Raw genomic sequence first — 18,854 nt, forward strand, 5'->3', positions numbered from 1 at the left:
TAAGCGGTTTTCAGGCGGCGTCATGGTCTCACGAAAGCAGGAGGAGAGGGCGGCATCCATGCTGACCAAGTCGAGCACGGAGCTGGTCCGGCAGAGAAACAGCGTGCTCGTGCTGTCCGTGCTGCGGCGCCACGGCGCGCTCGCCCATACCGAAATATCCGATTTCACCGGCCTTTCCTCGGCCACCATCTCGGCGATAACAGCCGATCTGGAACGCGCCCAGATCATCGAAAAGTCCGAGCAGCAGGCGGCAAGCGGCCGCGGCCGGCCGCGCGTGCTGTTGCGCCAGCGGCGCGATTGCGGCTATCTGATCGTCGTCATCATCTCCTCGGATGCCGTGCAATATTCGCTGGTGGATTATGCAGGCAAGCTGATCGACCGCTTCAGCGAGGAGCGTTCGCATGATCCGGCGGGTGCCGTCCGCTTCGTCGCCCGGGTGCAGGCCGGGCTTTCGCGCATTCTCGATCGCTCCCGGATCTCCCAGGACAAGGTGCTGCTGATCTCGATCAGTTCCAAGGGCCTCGTCCATTCCGCCGAGCCGGTTCTTCTGTGGTCGCCGATCTTCGGCAGTGACCAGATCGATTTCGCATCGGCGCTGCGACCGGACTGGCAGGCCAAGGTCATCCTCGACAACGAGACGCTGCTCGTCGCCGCCGCGCTCGGCGCCCGCGAGGAGATCGCCAAGGGCACCGATTTCCGTTCGCTCGCGGCACTGTCGCTCGGCCACAGCATCGGACTCGGAATCGTCCGGCGCGGCGGCCAGACCGGCCAGGAGATCTCCGCTCCCAATTTTGGCCACATGCTGCACATGGCGGGTGGCGGTCTCTGCCGCTGCGGCACCCGCGGCTGCATCGAAGCCTATGCCGGTTTCTACGCCATCCTGCGCAGCGCCTTCGAAGTGCCGCTCGATACGATCCCGGCCAAATTCGTGCCCGTCGCCGAACTCGACAAGATCGCCGCCCGCGCCCGCCAGGGCCACCGAACCTCGGCGTTCGCTTTCCGCCAGGCCGGGCTGGCGCTCGGCAACGGTCTGTCGCGCATGCTGAGCCTCACCGAACGCATGCCGATCGCCATCACCGGCCCCGGCACCCGCTACTATGACCTGCTGCGCCAGGGCATCGAAGAGGGCCTCGGGCAGTCGCATATCGTGCGCATGGAAGGCATGCCGGAGATCCGCGTCGTCGCCGACGAACCCATCCTCGTCTTCGAGGGCCACCTCAACCGGGCGCTCTCGGTGATCGACCAGGATATTGTGCTGTCGGGGGGGCAGGGGGCGGATTAGGGAGAGATCCTGGCGGCGCTTCGGCGTTGATGGCTGCCCCTCACCCTAACCTTCTCCCCGTAATAACGGGGCGAGGGGACTTGCCCTGCGAGAGGTAGCGAGGGACGGAGAGGCCGCGGCATATTCCCTTCGTCCCGTTATGGCAGCAGCCGGATGAGGGGCAGCCCCGTCACAAGTCGGCCAGCCCTGACACAAGGCCGAGCACAGCCAAACGCAAAACGGCCGGGCAGAGCCCGGCCATCTCATGCACGACTTCCGGTCGGGAGAGGACCGTCAGCCGATCTTGATCAGCTTGCCTTCCTTGACCGACTGGACGGCGGCGTCTGCGAGCGCCAGCGCTGCCAGGCCATCGGCGCCGGAGGGGGCAAACTTCGTGCCCTTCTCGATCGCCGCGATGAAGGCGGCGATCTCGTTGGCATAGGCTTCGGTGTAGCGGGTCATGAAGAAATCATGCAGCGGCGGGCGGGTGTAACCGTCGCCGTTTGCCACCTCGATCGAGACCGGGCGCTGGTTTTCGGCTGCCGCCATGCCCTTGGAACCGTGCACTTCGATGCGCTGGTCATAGCCATAGGTGGCGCGGCGGGAGTTGGAGATGATGGCCTGCTTGCCCGAAGCGGTCTGCAGGACCACCGAGACGCTGTCATAATCGCCGGCTTCGCCGATCGCCTTGTCGACGAGCACGGCGGCGGTCGCCAGCACCGAGACCGGCTCTTCGCCGAGCAGGAAGCGGGCCATATCGAAATCGTGGATCGTCATGTCACGGAAGATGCCGCCCGAGCGCTTGATATAGTCGACCGGCGGGGCGCCGGGATCACGCGAGGTGATCGTCACCATCTCGACATCACCGATCTTGCCGTCGTCGATGACCTTGCGCACCGCCATGAAATGCGGGTCGAAGCGGCGGTTGAAGCCGACCATCAGCTTGGCGCCGGTCGCTTCCACCACCTTGATGCAGGCCTTGACGCGGGCGACGTCGAGATCAATGGGCTTTTCGCAGAAGATCGCCTTGCCGGCGCGGGCGAAGCGCTCGATCAGGTCGGCATGGGTGTCGGTCGGCGTGCAGATGACGACGGCGTCGATATCCTTTGCCGCCTCGATTGCCCCGATGGTGCGGACTTCGCAGCCATAGGCAGAAGCGATTGCTTCCGCCGCCTGCGGAAAGGCGTCCGCGACCGCAACCAGCGTCGCATTGGCATCGCCGCTGACGGCCTTGGCGTGGACCTTGCCGATGCGGCCGGCGCCGAGAAGACCAAATCTTACAGTCATTTCAATCTCCCTTGAATTCGGAACAAATAAACCGAATTACCATAAATCTGGAATTTTCATTCCATCATCTGCGCGTCGCGTCAAGCCCGCGACTCTTTCACATTTGCAAGATTCCAACTAAAGGACAGTGCGACAAAATGCGACCGCGGGGACAGACATGCAACTGATCGATCCGAATCATCCGGCATACCAGCGCCTCTGGGTGCGTGTCGGCATCGTTGCCGTCTGCTTCGGCTGGGCCGCGGTCGAGATTATTGGCGGTGATCCCTTCTGGGCGGTGATCTCCGCGGCGGCCGGCGCCTATGCCTTCTATATGCTGTTCTGGACCTTCAAGCCGCAACAGCAGTCGGCAGAGCCGGCTGCGCAGCCTGGCACCGAGGGAGAGGACGAGGCCGATGAGACATCCGCCAAAAAGCCCTCGAAAGATGGGCAGGCGGAATAGTAGCGGGCGATTCGCCGATCAAGAGATCGGCGAGCTCATCGGCTTCGTCGCAGCCGAAGCGCGCCGCGCTCTTTCCGATGCGCGCCGCGCTTGACATCTTTGTTCGATATTGTCGCAAAGCCGGCGCACGGCTTCGGGTGAAGCGAGCGCGGTCTATGCGCATTCCCGTCCTGTCAGAGTGACAATTCCCTGGCTTGCGCGTCGATCTTTTCGCAAGCATCCCCGAAGGGATCGCGTATCGGTACAAGTGGCGAGACGCCGAGCAGAAGAAGCGCTTTCAAATGCGACCAGCCGCCTCCCAACAAAGGCGCAAAAGATGTCATCACGATGTGTTCCTCGCCATAGAGACGCTGGTATTCTGCAAAATTGCAGAAGTTCTCGTGATTGCTGTTTTTCAGATGGAAGGACTCAGCCGCAGCACCTTCGGCAAGGATAGCTTCGTGCGTATCGAGCATGACGGCATAGTAGTCGATCGATCGGTCGGGGGCGGGAGCGACCGGTGCAATCGTCGTGCCGTTCACGAGCTCCTTCACCTGGATCAAAACGCCGTTCAGGTACAGCGCGTGGCCAGGCGACAGATAAAGATCCGAATGGGGTGTGTGCCCGTCCAGTGCGCGGCGGCAAACTCGGATCGGCACGACGTCTTTTTGCCAGCGTCCGCCGCTCGTCTTGAAGCTTTGGCGGCCGACCCACTTTACCGCACGGGTGCTGCCATCAGGAAGGGCAACGCGATCACCGATGCTGAGATCCTCGACGGGCTTCTCACCGCCATCGGTGAGGATCGCCGTTCCCCGCAGGAAGCAATTTGCGCCGCTGCCGCCATGGCCACCGCTCCCGCCGGAACCTCCGTGTCCACCGGAGCCGCCCCGTCCCCAACGCCGACCCATCGCTTTGGCCGGAGAGATGGAAATTGCCGTGGCCATGGCTGCCAGGCCGGCAAGGCGAGCACCGGCGGCTGCCGCTACACCTAGAAAATGTCTGCGCGCCGTGTTGCGCGGTTGCTTCGGATCTTCCGTAGATGACATGTGGGCGGTCTCCTGAAAACATTTAAACCGCTCGATGCTACAACGTGTTGTATCGCATTCAATTTCGCCAGTTAGCGCTGTGCCCTACTGAAAAGGGCGTAGGCATGGCTGTAGGATCCTGAAAATACGCTATGTCCGATACCAAAAAGCAGGAGGTTTATCCGCTACCTCAGCGCGAAATAATCGAACTGAGTACGATGATGATCGGTTGAATCGCGGGAAAACAGCACATATAGCGTGCTCGAATTGAGCCGGATGGCGGCTCTCTTCCATAGCGTCGGGAGTTTGCCGGCGTTCGAGATAGCGTCAGCTTTGCGGCAGGCGGCGCATCGCCTCGTCGATCAGCAGATTGGCGATCATCATGCGCCTGTTGGCATTGTCGCGGAAAGGCTCTGCGACGCCGTCAGGATGATTGGCCCTGGCAAAGGCGCGCCGCTTCTCGTTCAGCGTCTGTTGGGTATCGGCGGCAGCGATCGCCAGTTCGGCGGCGATCTCTTCCGGGGCGATGCGGGCGAGGTGGTCCGGCATGACCGGTTCCGGCGCCGGCGGGGGAGCCTCCTCGGCCGCAGGCTCGCTGCCCAGATTATCGAAATATGCTTCGCCGATCCGCTGCGATGCGACCGAAATGCCTTCCATGACATCGAATGCGAGGCCGGTGGCAAGCCCGGATACGCGGTGGGCAGCCGGCCCCTGCGTCTCTTCGACCGGTTCTTCCTCCGCCTTCAGCCGCTCGAGCACCGATTCAAATACTGATTGTCCGAACAGCATGCGCCTTCCTCTCGAAGACGTTAGATCCTGGCAAGATGGTGCAGGGCTTGCGGTCAAATCGGTGGAGCATGATGTCGCCCGGAAAGCTCACATCTAGCCGCCCTGCTTGCGGCTCTCCTCGAGGATGATGTCGTAGAGCAGCTTGGCGCTCGGCGGCAGCGCCCGTTCTCTCGCCGTGATCAGGCTGTATGGCTTGACGTTGATGTCGAAATCGATCGGCAGCATGCGCACGTCGGACGCCTTGGCGCCTTGGCTGGCGAGGAAATGGGCGACATCGACGGCGACGGGGGCGATCGCATCGGTTTCGCAGACGATGGCGCAGGTGAGCAATAGCGAAGAGGTGTTGACGATGTTCCCCGGCAGCGCCACGCCGCGCGACAGGAAAATGTCTTCGATCGTGCGGCGCAGCAGCGTGCCCGGCGGCTGGAACACCCAGTCGTAATCCCTGACGTCGGAAAGACTGCTTGTCTTCTTTTTTTTGAGGAGCGGATGGCGGTTGCGCACAATCAGGCAGGCGCGTTCGATGCCAATCTCTTTCACTTCGAACAGGCGCGGGTTGAGGTCGTCGGGAATGCGGCCGATGATGAAGTCGTGGCGGGCCGCAAGCAGCTCGCGCGCCAGCACATTGCTCGTCTCCACCTGGATGTTGATCTCGATGCCGGGATAGGCCTTGCGCACCCTGTTGATCGCCGGCACGACGAGGCTCATGGCCGGCGCCGTCACCGCGCCGATGAACACCGGGCCGCCCTTGCCGCTCTTCAATTCGCCGATCTCGCGGCTCGCCTCGCGCAGCTCCAGCAGGATCTTGCGGGCGCGTCTGGCAAGGGCCGCGCCGAAGGTTGTCAGCACCACGCCTCGGGCGACGCGTTCATAGAGCGATGTCTTGGTGATCGCCTCCATTTCCGACAGCATGCGCGATGCAGCGGGCTGCGAGATGTTGAGCACATCAGCGGCTGCGGAAATTTGTCCGCTATCTTCGATTGCGACGATGATGCGCAGGTGATTTAGCTTAAGTCCCGAACGGAGAAAGCTGTCGTCGCCAAAATTGTCGCTGTGGATATCGACGTGATCCATCGAAACGGGCTCTGAAACGATCGTCATGGTTGCAGCCTCCCCACTGCGCTCCATCAAAAGTAATACTTTTTAACGATATACCAAAATTGTTATGCACATTACCACTTATTCTATTTGACAGTTATAGGAATCCATACCAGTTTGCCGCCGTGTGCTGGTTGGCACTCAACACGTGTGAGATCGTGGAGGAGACCTACTTCGTTTCTCACCATCTGAAGTAACTATCCAATACGGAACCTGCCACAGTTTCGGGGCGGGCGATTTTTCGTCCGCTGCTCTATTAACAAGGGAGAGAGAAATGAAATCCATTATCTCATTGATGGCCGCGGCTGCCTTCGGCGTCGCTTCGTTCGTTGCACCGGCGATGGCCGCCGACAAGGGCACCGTCGGCATTGCCATGCCGACCAAGGCTTCGGCCCGCTGGATCGACGACGGCAACAACATCGTCAAGCAGCTGCAGGCTGCCGGTTACGGCACCGACCTGCAGTATGGCGACGACGACATTCCGAACCAGCTGTCGCAGATCGAAAACATGGTGACCAAGGGCGTCAAGGTCCTCGTCATCGCTTCGATCGACGGCACCACGCTGTCCGACGTTCTGCAGAAGGCACACGACGCCGGCATCAAGGTCATCGCTTATGACCGTCTGATCCGCGATTCGGGCAACGTCGACTACTACGCCACCTTCGACAACTTCCAGGTCGGCGTTCTTCAGGCCAACTCCATCGTTGACGGCCTCGGCCTCAAGGACGGCAAGGGCCCGTTCAACATCGAACTCTTCGGCGGCTCGCCGGACGACAACAACGCCTTCTTCTTCTATGATGGCGCAATGTCCGTCCTGCAGCCCTACATCGACTCGGGCAAGCTCGTCGTGAAGTCCGGCCAGACCGGCATGGACAAGGTCGGCACGCTGCGTTGGGATCCGGCAACGGCCCAGGCCCGCATGGACAACCTGCTCTCGGCAAACTACACCGACGCCAAGGTCGATGCCGTCCTGTCTCCCTATGACGGCCTCTCGATCGGCATCATCTCCTCGCTGAAGGGCGTTGGTTACGGTACGGCTGCTCAGCCGCTGCCGATCGTCACCGGCCAGGACGCTGAAATCCCGTCGGTCAAGTCGATCATTGCTGGCGAACAGCACTCGACGATCTTCAAGGACACCCGCGAACTCGCCAAGGTCACGGTTGCCATGGTCGATGCCGTCATGTCCGGCAAGGAGCCTGAGGTCAACGACACCAAGACCTACGACAACGGCGTCAAGGTCGTTCCGTCCTATCTGCTGAAGCCGGTTGCCGTCGACAAGACCAACTACAAGCAGATCCTCGTCGACAGCGGTTACTACACCGAAGACAAGCTGAAGTAAGTTAAGCTGGAGGCCGGAGCTCGCGCTTGCGGGTTCCGGCCTTCGATTTTATGATTACCCATCCATTGACGGGCTGGGGGCGCTGGAACTTTGACTATGGACAATACCATCCTCGAAATGCGGAGCATCACCAAGACGTTCCCGGGCGTCAAGGCGCTGGAGAACGTGAACCTCAAGGTTCGCAAGGGTGAAATTCACGCATTGGTAGGCGAAAACGGGGCCGGCAAATCGACCCTGATGAAAGTGCTATCGGGCGTCTATCCCACCGGAAGTTATGACGGCGACATCGTCTATGAAGGCGAGACGCGCAACTTCAAGGCGCTGAGGGACTCCGAAGAAATCGGCATCGTCATCATCCACCAGGAACTGGCGCTGGTGCCGTTGCTGTCGATCGGCGAAAACATTTTCCTCGGCAACGAGAATGCCAAGAGCGGCGTCATCAGCTGGGACGAGACCTTCAATCGCACGAAGCAGCTGCTCAAGAAAGTCGGCCTGTCCGAATCTCCGAACACGCTGGTGACCGACATCGGTGTCGGCAAGCAGCAGCTCGTCGAGATCGCCAAGGCGCTGTCGAAGAGCGTCAAGCTGCTCATCCTCGACGAGCCGACGGCGTCGCTCAACGAAAGCGATTCCGATGCGCTGCTCACCCTGCTGATGGAGTTCCGCAAGCAGGGCATCACCTCCATCATCATTTCCCACAAACTGAACGAGATCCGCAAGGTCGCCGACCAGATCACCGTCCTGCGCGACGGCATGACCGTCAAGACGCTCGACTGTCACGCCGACGAGATCAGCGAAGACATTATCATCCGCAACATGGTCGGCCGCGATCTCGAAGACCGCTATCCCCCGCGTTCGGTGCCGATCGGCGAAACCATTCTCGAAGTGAAGAATTGGAACGCCTATCACCAGCAGCACCGCGACCGCCAGGTCCTGCACAATATCAACGTTACCGTTCGCAAGGGCGAAGTTGTCGGTATCGCCGGGCTGATGGGGGCAGGGCGCACCGAATTCGCCATGAGCCTGTTCGGCAAGTCCTATGGCCACAAGGTCTCGGGCGAGGCGCTGATGCACGGCAAGCCGGTCGACGTCAGCACCGTGCGCAAGGCGATCGACGCCGGCCTCGCCTACGTCACCGAAGACCGCAAGCAGCTCGGCCTGGTGCTCAACGACACGATCCTGCACAACACGACGCTCGTCAATCTGAAGGCGGTGTCGAATGCCTCGGTGATCGACAGCGTCAAGGAATCGCGGGTTGCCACCGACTATCGGTCGAAGCTGCGTATCCGTTCCTCGAGCATCTTCCAGGAGACGGTCAATCTCTCCGGCGGCAACCAGCAGAAGGTGGTTCTGTCGAAGTGGCTGTTTTCCGGTCCCGATGTCCTGATCCTGGACGAGCCGACGCGCGGCATCGATGTCGGCGCGAAATACGAAATCTACACTATCATCAACCAGCTTGCCGCCGATGGGAAAGGCGTTCTGATGATCTCATCGGAAATGCCGGAACTGCTTGGCACTTGTGACCGCATCTACGTGATGAACGAAGGACGCATCGTCGCTGAACTGCCGAAGGGAGAAGCAAGCCAGGAAACCATCATGCGCGCTATCATGCGCTCAGGGGAGAAGAAACAATGACGCCGATCAATCAACCCATCGCTGAGCAGGGGCGTGTCGTCTCGATCGGAGACTATATCCGCGGCAACATCCGCGAATACGGCATGTTCATCGCACTCATCGCGATCATGGTGTTCTTCCAGTTCTCGACCGGTGGCGTTCTCTTCAGGCCGCTCAATCTGACCAACATCATTCTGCAGAACTCCTTCATCGTCATCATGGCGCTCGGCATGCTGCTGGTCATCGTCGCCGGCCATATCGACCTTTCCGTCGGGTCGGTCGTCGGCTTCATCGGCGCCATCGCCGGGGTGATGACGGTGCAGTGGCACGTCAATTATGTCCTGGCGGGTGTCGTCTGCCTGGCGCTCGGCGCGCTGGTCGGCGGCCTGCAGGGCTATTTCGTCGCCTATCACAAGATCCCGTCCTTCATCGTCACGCTCGCTGGCATGCTGGTTTTCCGTGGCCTGACGCTGTTCGTGATGACGGCATCGGGCACCGGCACCAGCATCGGTCCGTTCCCGCCGGAGTTCCAGCTGATCAGCATCGGCTTCCTGCCCAACCTCATCGACATGGGCGGCATCAACTCGACCTCGATCATCCTGACCGTCGTCGGCGCCGTCACTCTCTTCTACCTGGCCTGGCGCAAGCGCCTGTCGAACGAGAAGCATGGCAATGACGTCGAACCGATGGGCTTCTTCCTGGCCCAGAACATCATAGTCTCGCTTGCCATCCTGGGGCTCGGCTACCAGCTGTCAATCTATCGCGGCTTCCCGAACGTGCTTGTCGTCATGCTCGTCCTCGTCGCTGCCTATGCCTTCATTACTCGCCGTACCACGATCGGCCGGCGCATCTACGCCATGGGCGGCAACGAGAAGGCGACCAAGCTTTCCGGTATCAATACCGAGCGGCTGACCTTCCTGACCTTCGCCAATATGGGCCTGCTTGCCGGTCTGGCCGGCCTGATCGTGGCGCTGCGCCTCAACTCGGCGACGGCCAAGGGCGGTTTCGGTCTCGAGCTCGACGTCATCGCCGCCTGCTTCATCGGCGGCGCGTCGGCCCAGGGCGGCGTCGGCAAGGTGACGGGTGCGGTGATCGGCGCGCTTATCATGGGCATCATGAACAACGGCATGTCGATCCACGGTCTCGGCACCGACTCGCAGCAGATGGTCAAGGGTGCGGTGCTTCTCGCCGCCGTGTTCTTCGACGTCTACAACAAGAACAAGGGCTGAGCGCCTAAGCGCAGCCCAGGCATTCGCAGTCATATGAATGATGGATTCCGGCTCCCGTGGGAGCCGGACGGGCGGAGCTTTTTCTAAAACTCGCCGAAACGAGAAGGATTGAAGTCGTGCTTATTTCCCAGATCAAGGGTGCCAACGGAGAGATCGTCGTCGCCGTGCGCGAGCAGGGCGGCGCGGCCAGGTCGGTCAACAACGCCGGCAGCGTCTATGCGCTGGCGATGGAAGCCGCCGACGGCGGCAAGTCGCTTGCCGCTGTTATCGAGGCCCATGGTTACGGCGAGACCGTCGACCTTGAGAAGGCTTATGCTGAAGGCCGCTTCCTGCCGCCGATCACCCATCCCGACGCCGCCCACCTGCATCTGACCGGCACCGGCCTCACCCATCTCGGCTCTGCCGCCACTCGTGATTCCATGCACAAGAAGACCACCGAGGCGGCCGAGGAAACGCTGACCGACTCGATGAAGATGTTCAAGATGGGGCTGGAGAACGGCAAGCCGAAGGCTGGCAAAAAGGGCGTGCAGCCCGAATGGTTCTACAAGGGCAACGGCTATGGCACGGCTGCCCCCGGTGCTCCGCTCGTCTCGCCCTCCTTCGCGCTTGACGGCGGCGAAGAGCCTGAGATGGCGGGCATCTATGTCATCGCCAAGGACGGCTCGCCGTTCCGCATCGGTTTTGCCCTGTCGAACGAGTTTTCGGACCACGTCACCGAACGGATCAACTATCTCTATCTGGCCCACTCGAAACTGCGCCCGGCGGCCTATGGTCCGGAAATCCGCATCGGCGCCGCGCCCGACGATATCCGCGGCACTTCGCGCATCAAGCGCGGCGACAAGGTGATCTTCGAAAAGCCCTTCCTGTCGGGTGAGGCGAACATGTCGCACACCTTTGCGAACCTCGAATATCACCATTTCAAATATGGCCTCTTCCGTGTTCCGGGCGATGTCCATGTCCATATGTTCGGCACGGCGACGCTGTCCTTTGCCGACGGCATCAAGACGGAAGAGGGGGACCTCTTCGAGATCGAAGTCGCCGAATTCGGCCTGCCGCTGCGCAATCCGCTGAAGGTGGCGGCCGAAGAAGAGATTGTTGTCAAGCAACTCTGATTTTCGAGGCCTGGCCGCGTCGGCGGCCGGCCGTGTTTGTAAACGGTAAAGGAGGCTTGTTGGGCCCATGACCATTTATCAAAACCTGATCGCCGGCGAATGGGTCGGCACGGACGCGACGAAGAACATCAACCCGTCCGATACGAACGAGGTCGTCGGCCTCTACGCCAACGGCAGCGCGGAAGACACGAGAAACGCTATCGCCGCCGCCAAGGCCGCCTTTCCGGCCTGGTCGCGCTCGGGCATTTGGGAACGCCACGTCATCCTGAAGAAGACCGGCGACGAGATCATGACCCGCAAGGACGAACTCGGCGCGCTGCTCGCCCGCGAAGAGGGCAAGACGCTGCCTGAGGCGACCGGCGAAGTCATCCGCGCCTCGCAGATCTTCGAATTCTTCGCTGGCGAGGCCCTGCGGCTCGCAGGCGAGGTCATCCCGTCAGTTCGCCCGAATATCGGTGTCGAGATCACCCGCGAAGCGCTCGGTGTCATCGGCATCATCACGCCGTGGAACTTCCCGATCGCCATCCCCGCCTGGAAGATCGCGCCGGCGCTCTGCTACGGCAACACGATCGTCTTCAAGCCGGCCGAACTGGTGCCGGCCTGCTCCTGGGCGATCGTCGACATCCTCAATAGGGCAGGGCTGCCGAAGGGCGTCCTGAACCTCGTCATGGGCAAGGGCTCGGTCGTAGGCCAGGCCATGCTCGAAAGCCCCGATGTTCACGGCATCACCTTCACCGGCTCCACCGGCACCGGCCGACGTGTCGCCGCCGCGTCCATCGAGCATAACCGCAAGTTCCAGCTGGAAATGGGCGGCAAGAACCCGATGGTGGTGCTCGACGACGCCGACCTCAACGTCGCCGTCGAGGCTGCCGCCAATTCCGGCTTCTTCTCCACGGGCCAGCGCTGCACTGCTTCCTCGCGTCTGATCGTCACCGAAGGCATCCACGACAAGTTCGTCGCGGCGCTCACCGACAAGCTGAAGACGCTCGTCGTTGACAATGCGCTCAAGGCCGGCACCCATATCGGTCCGGTCGTCGACGAACGGCAGCTGAAGACCGATACCGACTATATCGAGATCGGCAAAAAGGAAGGGGCCAAGCTCGCCTTCGGCGGCGAGGTCATCTCGCGCGAAACGCCCGGTTTCTATCTGCAGCCGACGCTGTTTACCGAAGCGACCAACCAGATGCGCATTTCGCGCGAGGAAATCTTCGGACCCGTCGTCTCGGTGATCCGGGCGAAGGATTACGACGAGGCGCTTGCCCTCGCCAACGACACGCCGTTCGGGCTCTCGGCCGGCATTGCCACGACCAGCCTGAAGCATGCGACGCATTTCAAGCGCAATTCGGAAGCCGGCATGGTCATGGTCAACCTGCCGACGGCGGGAGTCGATTTCCACGTTCCGTTCGGCGGCCGCAAGGGGTCGTCCTACGGCCCGCGTGAGCAGGGCAAGTATGCGAGCGAATTCTTTACCGTGGTCAAGACGGCCTACACGTTGGCTTGAGACATATCCGATGACCCGGGCCGTACGAGGCGGCCCGGCAATCACCTGAAGGACAGAGATTATGAAGAAGAAAGCGGAATGGCCGCGCAGGCTGAGGTCGCAGGAATGGTACGGCGGCACGAGCCGCGACGTGATTTATCATCGCGGCTGGCTTAAAAACCAAGGTTATCCGCACGACCTGTTCGACGGACGGCCTGTCATCGGCATCCTTAACACCTGGTCGGATATGACCCCCTGCAACGGTCATCTCAGAGAGCTCGCCGAGAAGGTGAAGGCGGGCGTCTGGGAGGCCGGCGGCTTCCCGCTCGAAGTGCCGGTGTTCTCGGCATCGGAAAACACCTTCCGCCCGACCGCGATGATGTACCGCAACCTTGCGGCACTGGCCGTTGAAGAAGCGATCCGTGGCCAGCCGATGGATGGCTGTGTGCTGCTCGTCGGCTGCGACAAGACCACGCCGTCGCTCTTGATGGGGGCGGCCTCCTGCGACCTGCCGTCGATCGTCGTCACCGGCGGGCCGATGCTGAACGGCTATTTCCGCGGCGAGCGCGTCGGCTCCGGCACGCATCTGTGGAAGTTCTCCGAAATGGTGAAGGCCGGCGAGATGACGCAGGCCGAATTCCTCGAAGCGGAAGCTTCGATGAGCCGCTCGTCGGGCACCTGCAATACGATGGGCACGGCGTCAACGATGGCGTCCATGGCCGAAGCGCTGGGCATGGCGCTCTCGGGCAATGCCGCAATCCCGGGCGTCGATTCCCGCCGCAAGGTCATGGCGCAACTGACCGGCCGCCGTATCGTGCAGATGGTCAAGGACGATCTGAAGCCCTCGGAGATCATGTCAAAGCAGGCCTTCGAAAACGCCATCCGCACCAATGCGGCGATCGGCGGATCGACCAATGCCGTCATCCATCTGCTGGCGATCGCCGGCCGCGTCGGCATCGATCTGACGCTCGACGATTGGGACCGTTGCGGCCGCGACGTTCCGACGATCGTCAACCTGATGCCGTCGGGCAAATACCTGATGGAAGAGTTCTTCTATGCCGGCGGCCTGCCCGTCGTGCTGAAGCGCCTCGGCGAGGCGGGCCTCCTGCACAAGGATGCGTTGACGGTCTCCGGCGAAACCGTCTGGGACGAGGTCAAGGACGTCATCAACTGGAACGAGGACGTCATCCTGCCTGCTGAAAAGGCGCTGACCTCTTCGGGCGGCATCGTCGTGCTGCGCGGCAACCTGGCGCCGAAGGGCGCGGTGCTGAAGCCTTCGGCAGCCTCGCCGCATCTCCTGGTGCACCGGGGCAGGGCCGTCGTGTTCGAGGATATCGACGACTACAAGGCGAAGATCAACGACGACAATCTCGACATCGACGAGAATTGCGTCATGGTCATGAAGAACTGCGGCCCGAAGGGTTATCCCGGCATGGCCGAGGTCGGCAACATGGGCCTGCCGCCGAAGGTGCTGAAGAAGGGCATCCTCGACATGGTGCGGATATCAGACGCCCGCATGTCGGGAACGGCCTATGGTACCGTCGTGCTGCACACCTCGCCGGAAGCGGCGGTCGGTGGACCGCTGGCGGTCGTCAAGAACGGCGACATGATCGAACTCGACGTGCCGAACCGTCGCCTGCATCTCGACATATCAGACGAGGAACTGGCGCGCCGTCTCGCCGAATGGCAGCCGAACCATGACTTGCCGACATCGGGCTATGCCTTCCTGCATCAGCAGCATGTCGAAGGAGCCGATACTGGCGCCGATCTCAACTTCCTCAAGGGATGTCGCGGAAATGCGGTCGGCAAGGACAGCCACTGAGCAGGGCTTGCGGATCTGGAATCGCGAAGAGGCGGGGCTTTTTGCCCCGCCTTTTTGCTGAAGATTTCTTTCGAACCGTTCGCGCTCGAACTTGTTGAATGCGGATATAGTGCTATATGCTGTACAAGTGTACAGGAGATATGGTCATGTCAAAGGTAATCGGTGCTGCGGAATTCAAGGCGAAATGCCTGAATCTGATCGATCAGATGCGCAGCGACGATGAATCCATCGTTATCACCAAGCGCGGCAAGCCGGTTGCCGTGCTTTCCCCGGCGCGCGACACAGGCGAACGCAAGAGCATCATCGGCGCGATGAAGGGCAGCGTATTGCGCTATGACGATCCTCTGTCTCCGGCCCTCGAGCCGGAGGATTGGGACGCCCTCCGTTGATCGTCATCGATACGCACATCCTCGTCTGGGCAATGCAGGACGATGCGCGTCTGGGTTCACAGGCCCGGGGCATCATTGACGAGATGACCGGCAAAAGCCGGATTCTGATTTCGGCGATCACAGCCTGGGAAATCGCCATGCTCGTGCAGAAGGGGCGCTTGGCGCTCGGCGACGATGTCGGGCGATGGATCGACAGCGCTCTGTCGCTCCCCGGGATTCAGCTCGCGCCGATCGAGCCTTCCATCGCGATAGACAGCGTCCGGCTGCCCGGCGAGTTTCATGCTGACCCCGCGGACCGCATCATCGCGGCTACAGCCCGATTTCATCGCGTGCCGTTGCTGACGGCGGATCAGGCAATCCTCAGCTACGGAGCGCGCGGCCACCTCCAGGTCGTCGCGGCTGGATAGATACGCCGTTACCGCCCTCGCTCAGCTCTGGCTCTGGCTTTGCATCTGCCCGTTGTCTTCCACCTTCACGGTGACGGACAGCGTTTCCCCCGGAGTGCCGATACGCATGCCCGAGATCGGGGCCGCGTCGCGGTAGCAGAGGCCGGAGGCGATGCGGACATAGCGTTCATCCGGGCAGATTTCGTTGGCCGGATCGAAGCCGACCCAGCCGAGCCCGGAGATATGGGCCTCGGCCCAGGCATGGGTCGCCGACTGTTCGATCTTTTCTTCCATCATCAAATAGCCGGAGACATAACGCGCCGGCACCTGCAGGGCGCGGGCGGCGGCGACGAAGATGTGCGCATGGTCCTGGCAGACGCCGCTTTTCTTCTCCAGCGCCTGTTCCGCCGTCGTCGCCGTGTCGCTGGTGCCGGGGCGGTAGTCGACCGTTTCGTGGATGGCGGCCATCAACGCATGCAGACGGGCGAGCTCGTTATCGCCGCTGACGCTTTTAACCAGTTCCTTGACCAGCTTGCCGCTTTTGGTGAGCGGCGTCTCGCGCAGGAAGAGCCAGAGCGGGCAGAAACCGGTATGTGGGCCGGTGACGCCGTTATTGTCCGCGGTCTCGACCTCGCCCTCGGCGAGGATTCGCGTCACGTGCTGCGTGCCTTCCAGCGAGACCAGGTTGACGTGGTTGCCGTACTGGTCGTCGTATTCCACCTCCGGGGTGGCGCCCTCGACTTTCAGGGACCAGCCGAGCACGTTCTGGGCTGCCGTTGTCGGCGGTGTCAGTCTCAGCCGTTGCAGCGAGAACTGCGCCGGTTCGTCGTAGCGGTATTCGGTGAGATGGCTGATTTTCAGTCTCATGTGCTGATCCGCTTAAACGTAGAACCGGTAGCCGTCGGAAATCTCGGCACCGAGCTGGTTGTTGCGTGAGACGAAGTCCTCGAGGAACTCGTGCAGGCCCTGATCCATGATGTCGCGGATCGCCCGCGTCTGCAGCGTGGTGCGGATCGCGTCGGCAGTATCGTGGGCGGGAAGCCGCTCCTCGTAATCCTGGGCGAGATAGCCGAGATTGCTGACGATCTTCTCGTAGCAATAGGCAAGCGAGCGCGGCATCTGGACATTGAGGGTAAGGAAGTCGGCAATGTTCATCGCCCGGTACTCGCCGTCGTAGGCCCAGCTATAGGCGCGGTGTGCGGACACCGAGCGCAGGATCGACTCCCACTGCACGTTATCGAGAGACGAACCGACTGACGAGACCGAGGGCAGCAGGACGTAATATTTCACGTCGAGGATACGGCTGGTATTGTCGGCGCGCTCGATGAAGGTGCCGATGCGGGCGAAATTATAGAGCTCGTTTCTGAGCGTCGAGCCATGAAAGGCGCCGCGGATGAGGCCGGCGCGGCGCTTGATGACGTCGATCACCTCAGGCAGGTCGGCGGCTTTCACGCGCTTTTCGAGCAGGGATTTCAGATCGATCCAGCATTCGTTGGTCGCTTCCCAGGTCTCCCGCGTCAGCGCGGTGCGCACCATGCGGGCATTGTTGCGGCCGAAGTCGATGCAGGACATGACGCTCGACGGGTTGGAGCGATCGCGCAGGAGATAATCGATCGCGTCGGCATTGGTCAGCTTGGCGTGGCCCTCGTCATAGGCCTCGCGTACGCCGGCACTTTGCAGCACGCCGTCCCAGTTGTCGTCGCCGGCGCTGCTGCGGGTGAGCGACATGCGCAGCCCGGCATCGACAAGACGGGCAATATTTTCGGCGCGCTCGATGTAACGAAACATCCAGTAGAGGCCGTTTGCGGTTCTTCCGAGCATCAGTCCTCCAGTACCCAGGTGTCTTTGGTGCCGCCGCCCTGGCTGGAATTGACGACCAGCGAGCCTTGCTTCAGCGCCACGCGGGTAAGCCCGCCCGGAATAATCTGGACCTTGTCGGAAACGAGCACATAGGGGCGAAGGTCGACATGGCGGGGCGCGATGCCCTTGTTGACGAGGATCGGCACGGTGGAGAGCGACAGCGTCGGCTGGGCGATGTAATTGTTCGGCTTGGCCTTCAGCTTCTCAGCGAAATCGGCGCGCTCCTTTTTCGATGCCGTCGGTCCCACAAGCATGCCGTAGCCGCCGGAGCCGTGCACTTCCTTGACGACCAGCTCTTCCAGGTGCTCCAGCACGTATTTCAGGCTCGATGCTTCCGAGCAGCGCCAAGTCGGGACGTTTTCGAGCAGCGCCTTGCGGCCGGTATAGAATTCGACGATCTCCGGCATGTAGGAATAAATCGCCTTATCATCCGATATGCCGGTGCCCGGCGCATTAGCAATGGTGATGTTGCCGGAGCGGTAGACATCCATGATGCCGGGAATGCCGAGGGCGGAATCGGCCCGGAATGTCAGCGGATCGAGGAAGTCGTCGTCGACGCGGCGGTAGAGCACGTCGATCGCCTCGTAGCCGCGGGTCGTGCGCATCTTCACCTTGCCGTCGATGACGCGCAGATCCGAGCCCTCGACCAGTTCGACGCCCATCATGTCGGCCAGGAAGGAATGTTCGTAGTACGCAGAATTGTAGATGCCCGGAGTCAGTACCGCGACGCGTGGCTTGCCGGTGCAGCCGGGAGGAGCCAGCGAGGCGAGGCTTTGGCGTAAGAGGTAGGGATAATCCTCGACGCGCTGCACCTTGTTCTCATGGAAGAGCTCCGGGAACATCTGCATCATGGTTTCCCGGTTTTCCAGCATGTAGCTGACCCCGGAAGGGGTGCGGGCATTATCCTCCAGCACGTAAAACTGGTCTTCGCCTGTTCGTACGATATCGGTGCCGACGATATGGGTGTAGACGCCGCCAGGCGGGCGGAAGCCGATCATCTCGGACAGGAAGGCGACATTGTTTTCGATCAGTTCGCGCGGGATGCGGCCGGCGCGGATGATTTCCTGCTTGTGATAGATATCATCCAGAAAGGCGTTGAGCGCGATTACCCGTTGCTCGATACCCTGGGCGAGCTTGCGCCATTCGCGGGCGGAGATGATGCGGGGGATGATATCGAAGGGGATGAGCTTTTCGGAACTGTCGGCATGGCCGTAAACGGCGAAGGTGATGCCGGTCTTCCGGAAGATATTTTCCGCGTCGCGGGACTTGGCAATCAGATGCGACCGGTCTTGGCTGTTGTACCACTCGAAATATTTTTCATAAGGCGGGCGGGGGCTCTCGTCCCCGGTAATCATTTCATCAAATGCCAAAGGTGCGGCTCCCCTTTTTTGTTCATTTGAATACAACGCAAATTGCAATGCAAGAACCATGCGCAGTTCGGAGAAAAGATTTTGCGGTGCGGGAAAGAGTGAAAATTCGGGCGTTTGGAGCAGCGTCGCGCGGTATGGCGGATGACTGCTCGCCCGGGATTGCGCAAAATGTGAGCATTTGATTGGTTTTCGGTCGATCGCAATGCGTTGGTGGTGCAGGCGCAAATTCGAACGTCTTATTCCTGTGACGAGGAGAAGGCATGCCGTGCGGCACCCCCTCTGGCCTGCCGGCCCCAGGGTCGAGCCACCGGTCTCGACCCGTCCTTCGGACCCCCCATAGGTGGGGAGATTGGCTGGGCGCACTGGCTTCCC

17 protein-coding genes are annotated in these 18,854 nt (G+C 61.3%); 10 read left to right on the plus strand and 7 right to left on the minus strand.

The window, feature by feature from the left end:
- Nucleotides 1–58: 58 nt before the first annotated feature.
- The gene (locus J7U39_RS03035; RefSeq protein WP_210630306.1) at nt 59–1,282 is read left to right on the plus strand and encodes an ROK family protein; all 1,224 of its coding nucleotides are present in this window, start codon (nt 59–61) and stop codon (nt 1,280–1,282) included.
- A 273-nt stretch (nt 1,283–1,555) separates the two neighbouring features.
- Here J7U39_RS03035 and iolG read toward each other — a convergent pair whose 3' ends face one another.
- Nucleotides 1,556–2,548, minus strand: a complete 993-nt coding sequence (gene iolG / locus J7U39_RS03040) for an inositol 2-dehydrogenase (protein WP_210630308.1) — start codon at nt 2,546–2,548, stop codon at nt 1,556–1,558.
- 157 nt (nt 2,549–2,705) lie between these two features.
- On the opposite strand from iolG, the gene J7U39_RS03045 reads away from it, so the two are divergent.
- Nucleotides 2,706–2,990, plus strand: a complete 285-nt coding sequence (locus J7U39_RS03045) for a hypothetical protein (protein ID WP_210630310.1) — start codon at nt 2,706–2,708, stop codon at nt 2,988–2,990.
- Between the two features lie 173 nt (nt 2,991–3,163).
- On the opposite strand, the gene J7U39_RS03050 is transcribed toward J7U39_RS03045, so the two are convergent.
- From J7U39_RS03050 to J7U39_RS03060, 3 genes are all read right to left on the minus strand, one after another.
- Complete coding sequence (locus J7U39_RS03050) at nt 3,164–4,015, minus strand: Hint domain-containing protein (protein WP_210630312.1); 852 nt, start codon at nt 4,013–4,015, stop codon at nt 3,164–3,166.
- A gap of 306 nt (nt 4,016–4,321) precedes the next feature.
- Nucleotides 4,322–4,783 carry a hypothetical protein gene (locus J7U39_RS03055; RefSeq protein WP_210630314.1) on the minus strand — a complete coding sequence of 154 codons (462 nt, stop codon included), beginning with the start codon at nt 4,781–4,783 and terminating at the stop codon, nt 4,322–4,324.
- Nucleotides 4,784–4,876: 93 nt separating this feature from the next.
- Nucleotides 4,877–5,884: a LysR family transcriptional regulator gene (locus tag J7U39_RS03060; protein WP_210630316.1), complete on the minus strand. Its 1,008-nt coding sequence runs from the start codon at nt 5,882–5,884 to the stop codon at nt 4,877–4,879.
- A 271-nt stretch (nt 5,885–6,155) separates the two neighbouring features.
- On the opposite strand from J7U39_RS03060, the gene chvE reads away from it, so the two are divergent.
- The 8 genes from chvE (at nt 6,156) to J7U39_RS03100 (ending at nt 15,273) form a co-directional block, all read left to right on the plus strand.
- On the plus strand, nt 6,156–7,220 hold the full coding sequence (gene chvE, locus J7U39_RS03065; protein WP_004668889.1) for a multiple monosaccharide ABC transporter substrate-binding protein: 1,065 nt from the start codon (nt 6,156–6,158) through the stop codon (nt 7,218–7,220).
- Between the two features lie 96 nt (nt 7,221–7,316).
- The gene (mmsA, locus tag J7U39_RS03070) at nt 7,317–8,855 is read left to right on the plus strand and encodes a multiple monosaccharide ABC transporter ATP-binding protein (protein ID WP_064804299.1); all 1,539 of its coding nucleotides are present in this window, start codon (nt 7,317–7,319) and stop codon (nt 8,853–8,855) included.
- Nucleotides 8,852–10,063 carry a multiple monosaccharide ABC transporter permease gene (gene mmsB / locus J7U39_RS03075; RefSeq protein WP_210630318.1) on the plus strand — a complete coding sequence of 404 codons (1,212 nt, stop codon included), beginning with the start codon at nt 8,852–8,854 and terminating at the stop codon, nt 10,061–10,063. Before mmsA ends, mmsB begins: the two co-directional genes overlap by 4 nt.
- 116 nt (nt 10,064–10,179) lie before the next feature.
- Nucleotides 10,180–11,175 (plus strand): AraD1 family protein, encoded by a 996-nt coding sequence (gene araD1 / locus J7U39_RS03080; protein WP_210630320.1) that lies wholly within the window; start codon nt 10,180–10,182, stop codon nt 11,173–11,175.
- A gap of 67 nt (nt 11,176–11,242) precedes the next feature.
- Nucleotides 11,243–12,676, plus strand: coding sequence for an aldehyde dehydrogenase family protein (locus J7U39_RS03085; protein WP_210630322.1), 1,434 nt, complete (start codon nt 11,243–11,245; stop codon nt 12,674–12,676).
- A gap of 61 nt (nt 12,677–12,737) precedes the next feature.
- Nucleotides 12,738–14,477, plus strand: coding sequence for an L-arabinonate dehydratase (gene araD / locus J7U39_RS03090; protein ID WP_210630324.1), 1,740 nt, complete (start codon nt 12,738–12,740; stop codon nt 14,475–14,477).
- Nucleotides 14,478–14,623: 146 nt separating this feature from the next.
- Nucleotides 14,624–14,866 carry a type II toxin-antitoxin system prevent-host-death family antitoxin gene (locus tag J7U39_RS03095; protein ID WP_210630325.1) on the plus strand — a complete coding sequence of 81 codons (243 nt, stop codon included), beginning with the start codon at nt 14,624–14,626 and terminating at the stop codon, nt 14,864–14,866.
- On the plus strand, nt 14,863–15,273 hold the full coding sequence (locus tag J7U39_RS03100; RefSeq protein ID WP_210630327.1) for a type II toxin-antitoxin system VapC family toxin: 411 nt from the start codon (nt 14,863–14,865) through the stop codon (nt 15,271–15,273). The genes J7U39_RS03095 and J7U39_RS03100 overlap by 4 nt, the downstream gene beginning before the upstream one ends.
- Nucleotides 15,274–15,294: 21 nt before the next feature.
- Here J7U39_RS03100 and J7U39_RS03105 read toward each other — a convergent pair whose 3' ends face one another.
- The 3 genes from J7U39_RS03105 to J7U39_RS03115 are packed head-to-tail and all read right to left on the minus strand — an operon-like array spanning nt 15,295 to nt 18,482.
- Complete coding sequence (locus J7U39_RS03105) at nt 15,295–16,119, minus strand: transglutaminase family protein (protein ID WP_210630329.1); 825 nt, start codon at nt 16,117–16,119, stop codon at nt 15,295–15,297.
- Between the two features lie 12 nt (nt 16,120–16,131).
- Complete coding sequence (locus J7U39_RS03110; protein ID WP_210630331.1) at nt 16,132–17,073, minus strand: alpha-E domain-containing protein; 942 nt, start codon at nt 17,071–17,073, stop codon at nt 16,132–16,134.
- Complete coding sequence (locus tag J7U39_RS03115) at nt 17,073–18,482, minus strand: circularly permuted type 2 ATP-grasp protein (protein WP_041678724.1); 1,410 nt, start codon at nt 18,480–18,482, stop codon at nt 17,073–17,075. Before J7U39_RS03115 ends, J7U39_RS03110 begins: the two co-directional genes overlap by 1 nt.
- Between the last annotated feature and the right edge of the window lie 372 nt (nt 18,483–18,854).

The sequence above is a fragment of the Rhizobium sp. NLR16a genome (assembly GCF_017948245.1).
In the GTDB taxonomy this organism is placed as follows: Bacteria; Pseudomonadota; Alphaproteobacteria; order Rhizobiales; family Rhizobiaceae; genus Rhizobium.

Bases quoted from the DNA above. Each gene is read 5' to 3' on its own strand.
- J7U39_RS03035 (WP_210630306.1), top strand. From the start codon at position 59: ATGCTGACCAAGTCGAGCACGGAGCTGGTCCGGCAGAGAAACAGCGTG.
- iolG (WP_210630308.1), bottom strand. From the start codon at position 2,548: ATGACTGTAAGATTTGGTCTTCTCGGCGCCGGCCGCATCGGCAAGGTC.
- J7U39_RS03045 (WP_210630310.1), top strand. From the start codon at position 2,706: ATGCAACTGATCGATCCGAATCATCCGGCATACCAGCGCCTCTGGGTG.
- J7U39_RS03050 (WP_210630312.1), bottom strand. From the start codon at position 4,015: ATGTCATCTACGGAAGATCCGAAGCAACCGCGCAACACGGCGCGCAGA.
- J7U39_RS03055 (WP_210630314.1), bottom strand. From the start codon at position 4,783: ATGCTGTTCGGACAATCAGTATTTGAATCGGTGCTCGAGCGGCTGAAG.
- J7U39_RS03060 (WP_210630316.1), bottom strand. From the start codon at position 5,884: ATGACGATCGTTTCAGAGCCCGTTTCGATGGATCACGTCGATATCCAC.
- chvE (WP_004668889.1), top strand. From the start codon at position 6,156: ATGAAATCCATTATCTCATTGATGGCCGCGGCTGCCTTCGGCGTCGCT.
- mmsA (WP_064804299.1), top strand. From the start codon at position 7,317: ATGGACAATACCATCCTCGAAATGCGGAGCATCACCAAGACGTTCCCG.
- mmsB (WP_210630318.1), top strand. From the start codon at position 8,852: ATGACGCCGATCAATCAACCCATCGCTGAGCAGGGGCGTGTCGTCTCG.
- J7U39_RS03085 (WP_210630322.1), top strand. From the start codon at position 11,243: ATGACCATTTATCAAAACCTGATCGCCGGCGAATGGGTCGGCACGGAC.
- araD (WP_210630324.1), top strand. From the start codon at position 12,738: ATGAAGAAGAAAGCGGAATGGCCGCGCAGGCTGAGGTCGCAGGAATGG.
- J7U39_RS03095 (WP_210630325.1), top strand. From the start codon at position 14,624: ATGTCAAAGGTAATCGGTGCTGCGGAATTCAAGGCGAAATGCCTGAAT.
- J7U39_RS03105 (WP_210630329.1), bottom strand. From the start codon at position 16,119: ATGAGACTGAAAATCAGCCATCTCACCGAATACCGCTACGACGAACCG.
- J7U39_RS03110 (WP_210630331.1), bottom strand. From the start codon at position 17,073: ATGCTCGGAAGAACCGCAAACGGCCTCTACTGGATGTTTCGTTACATC.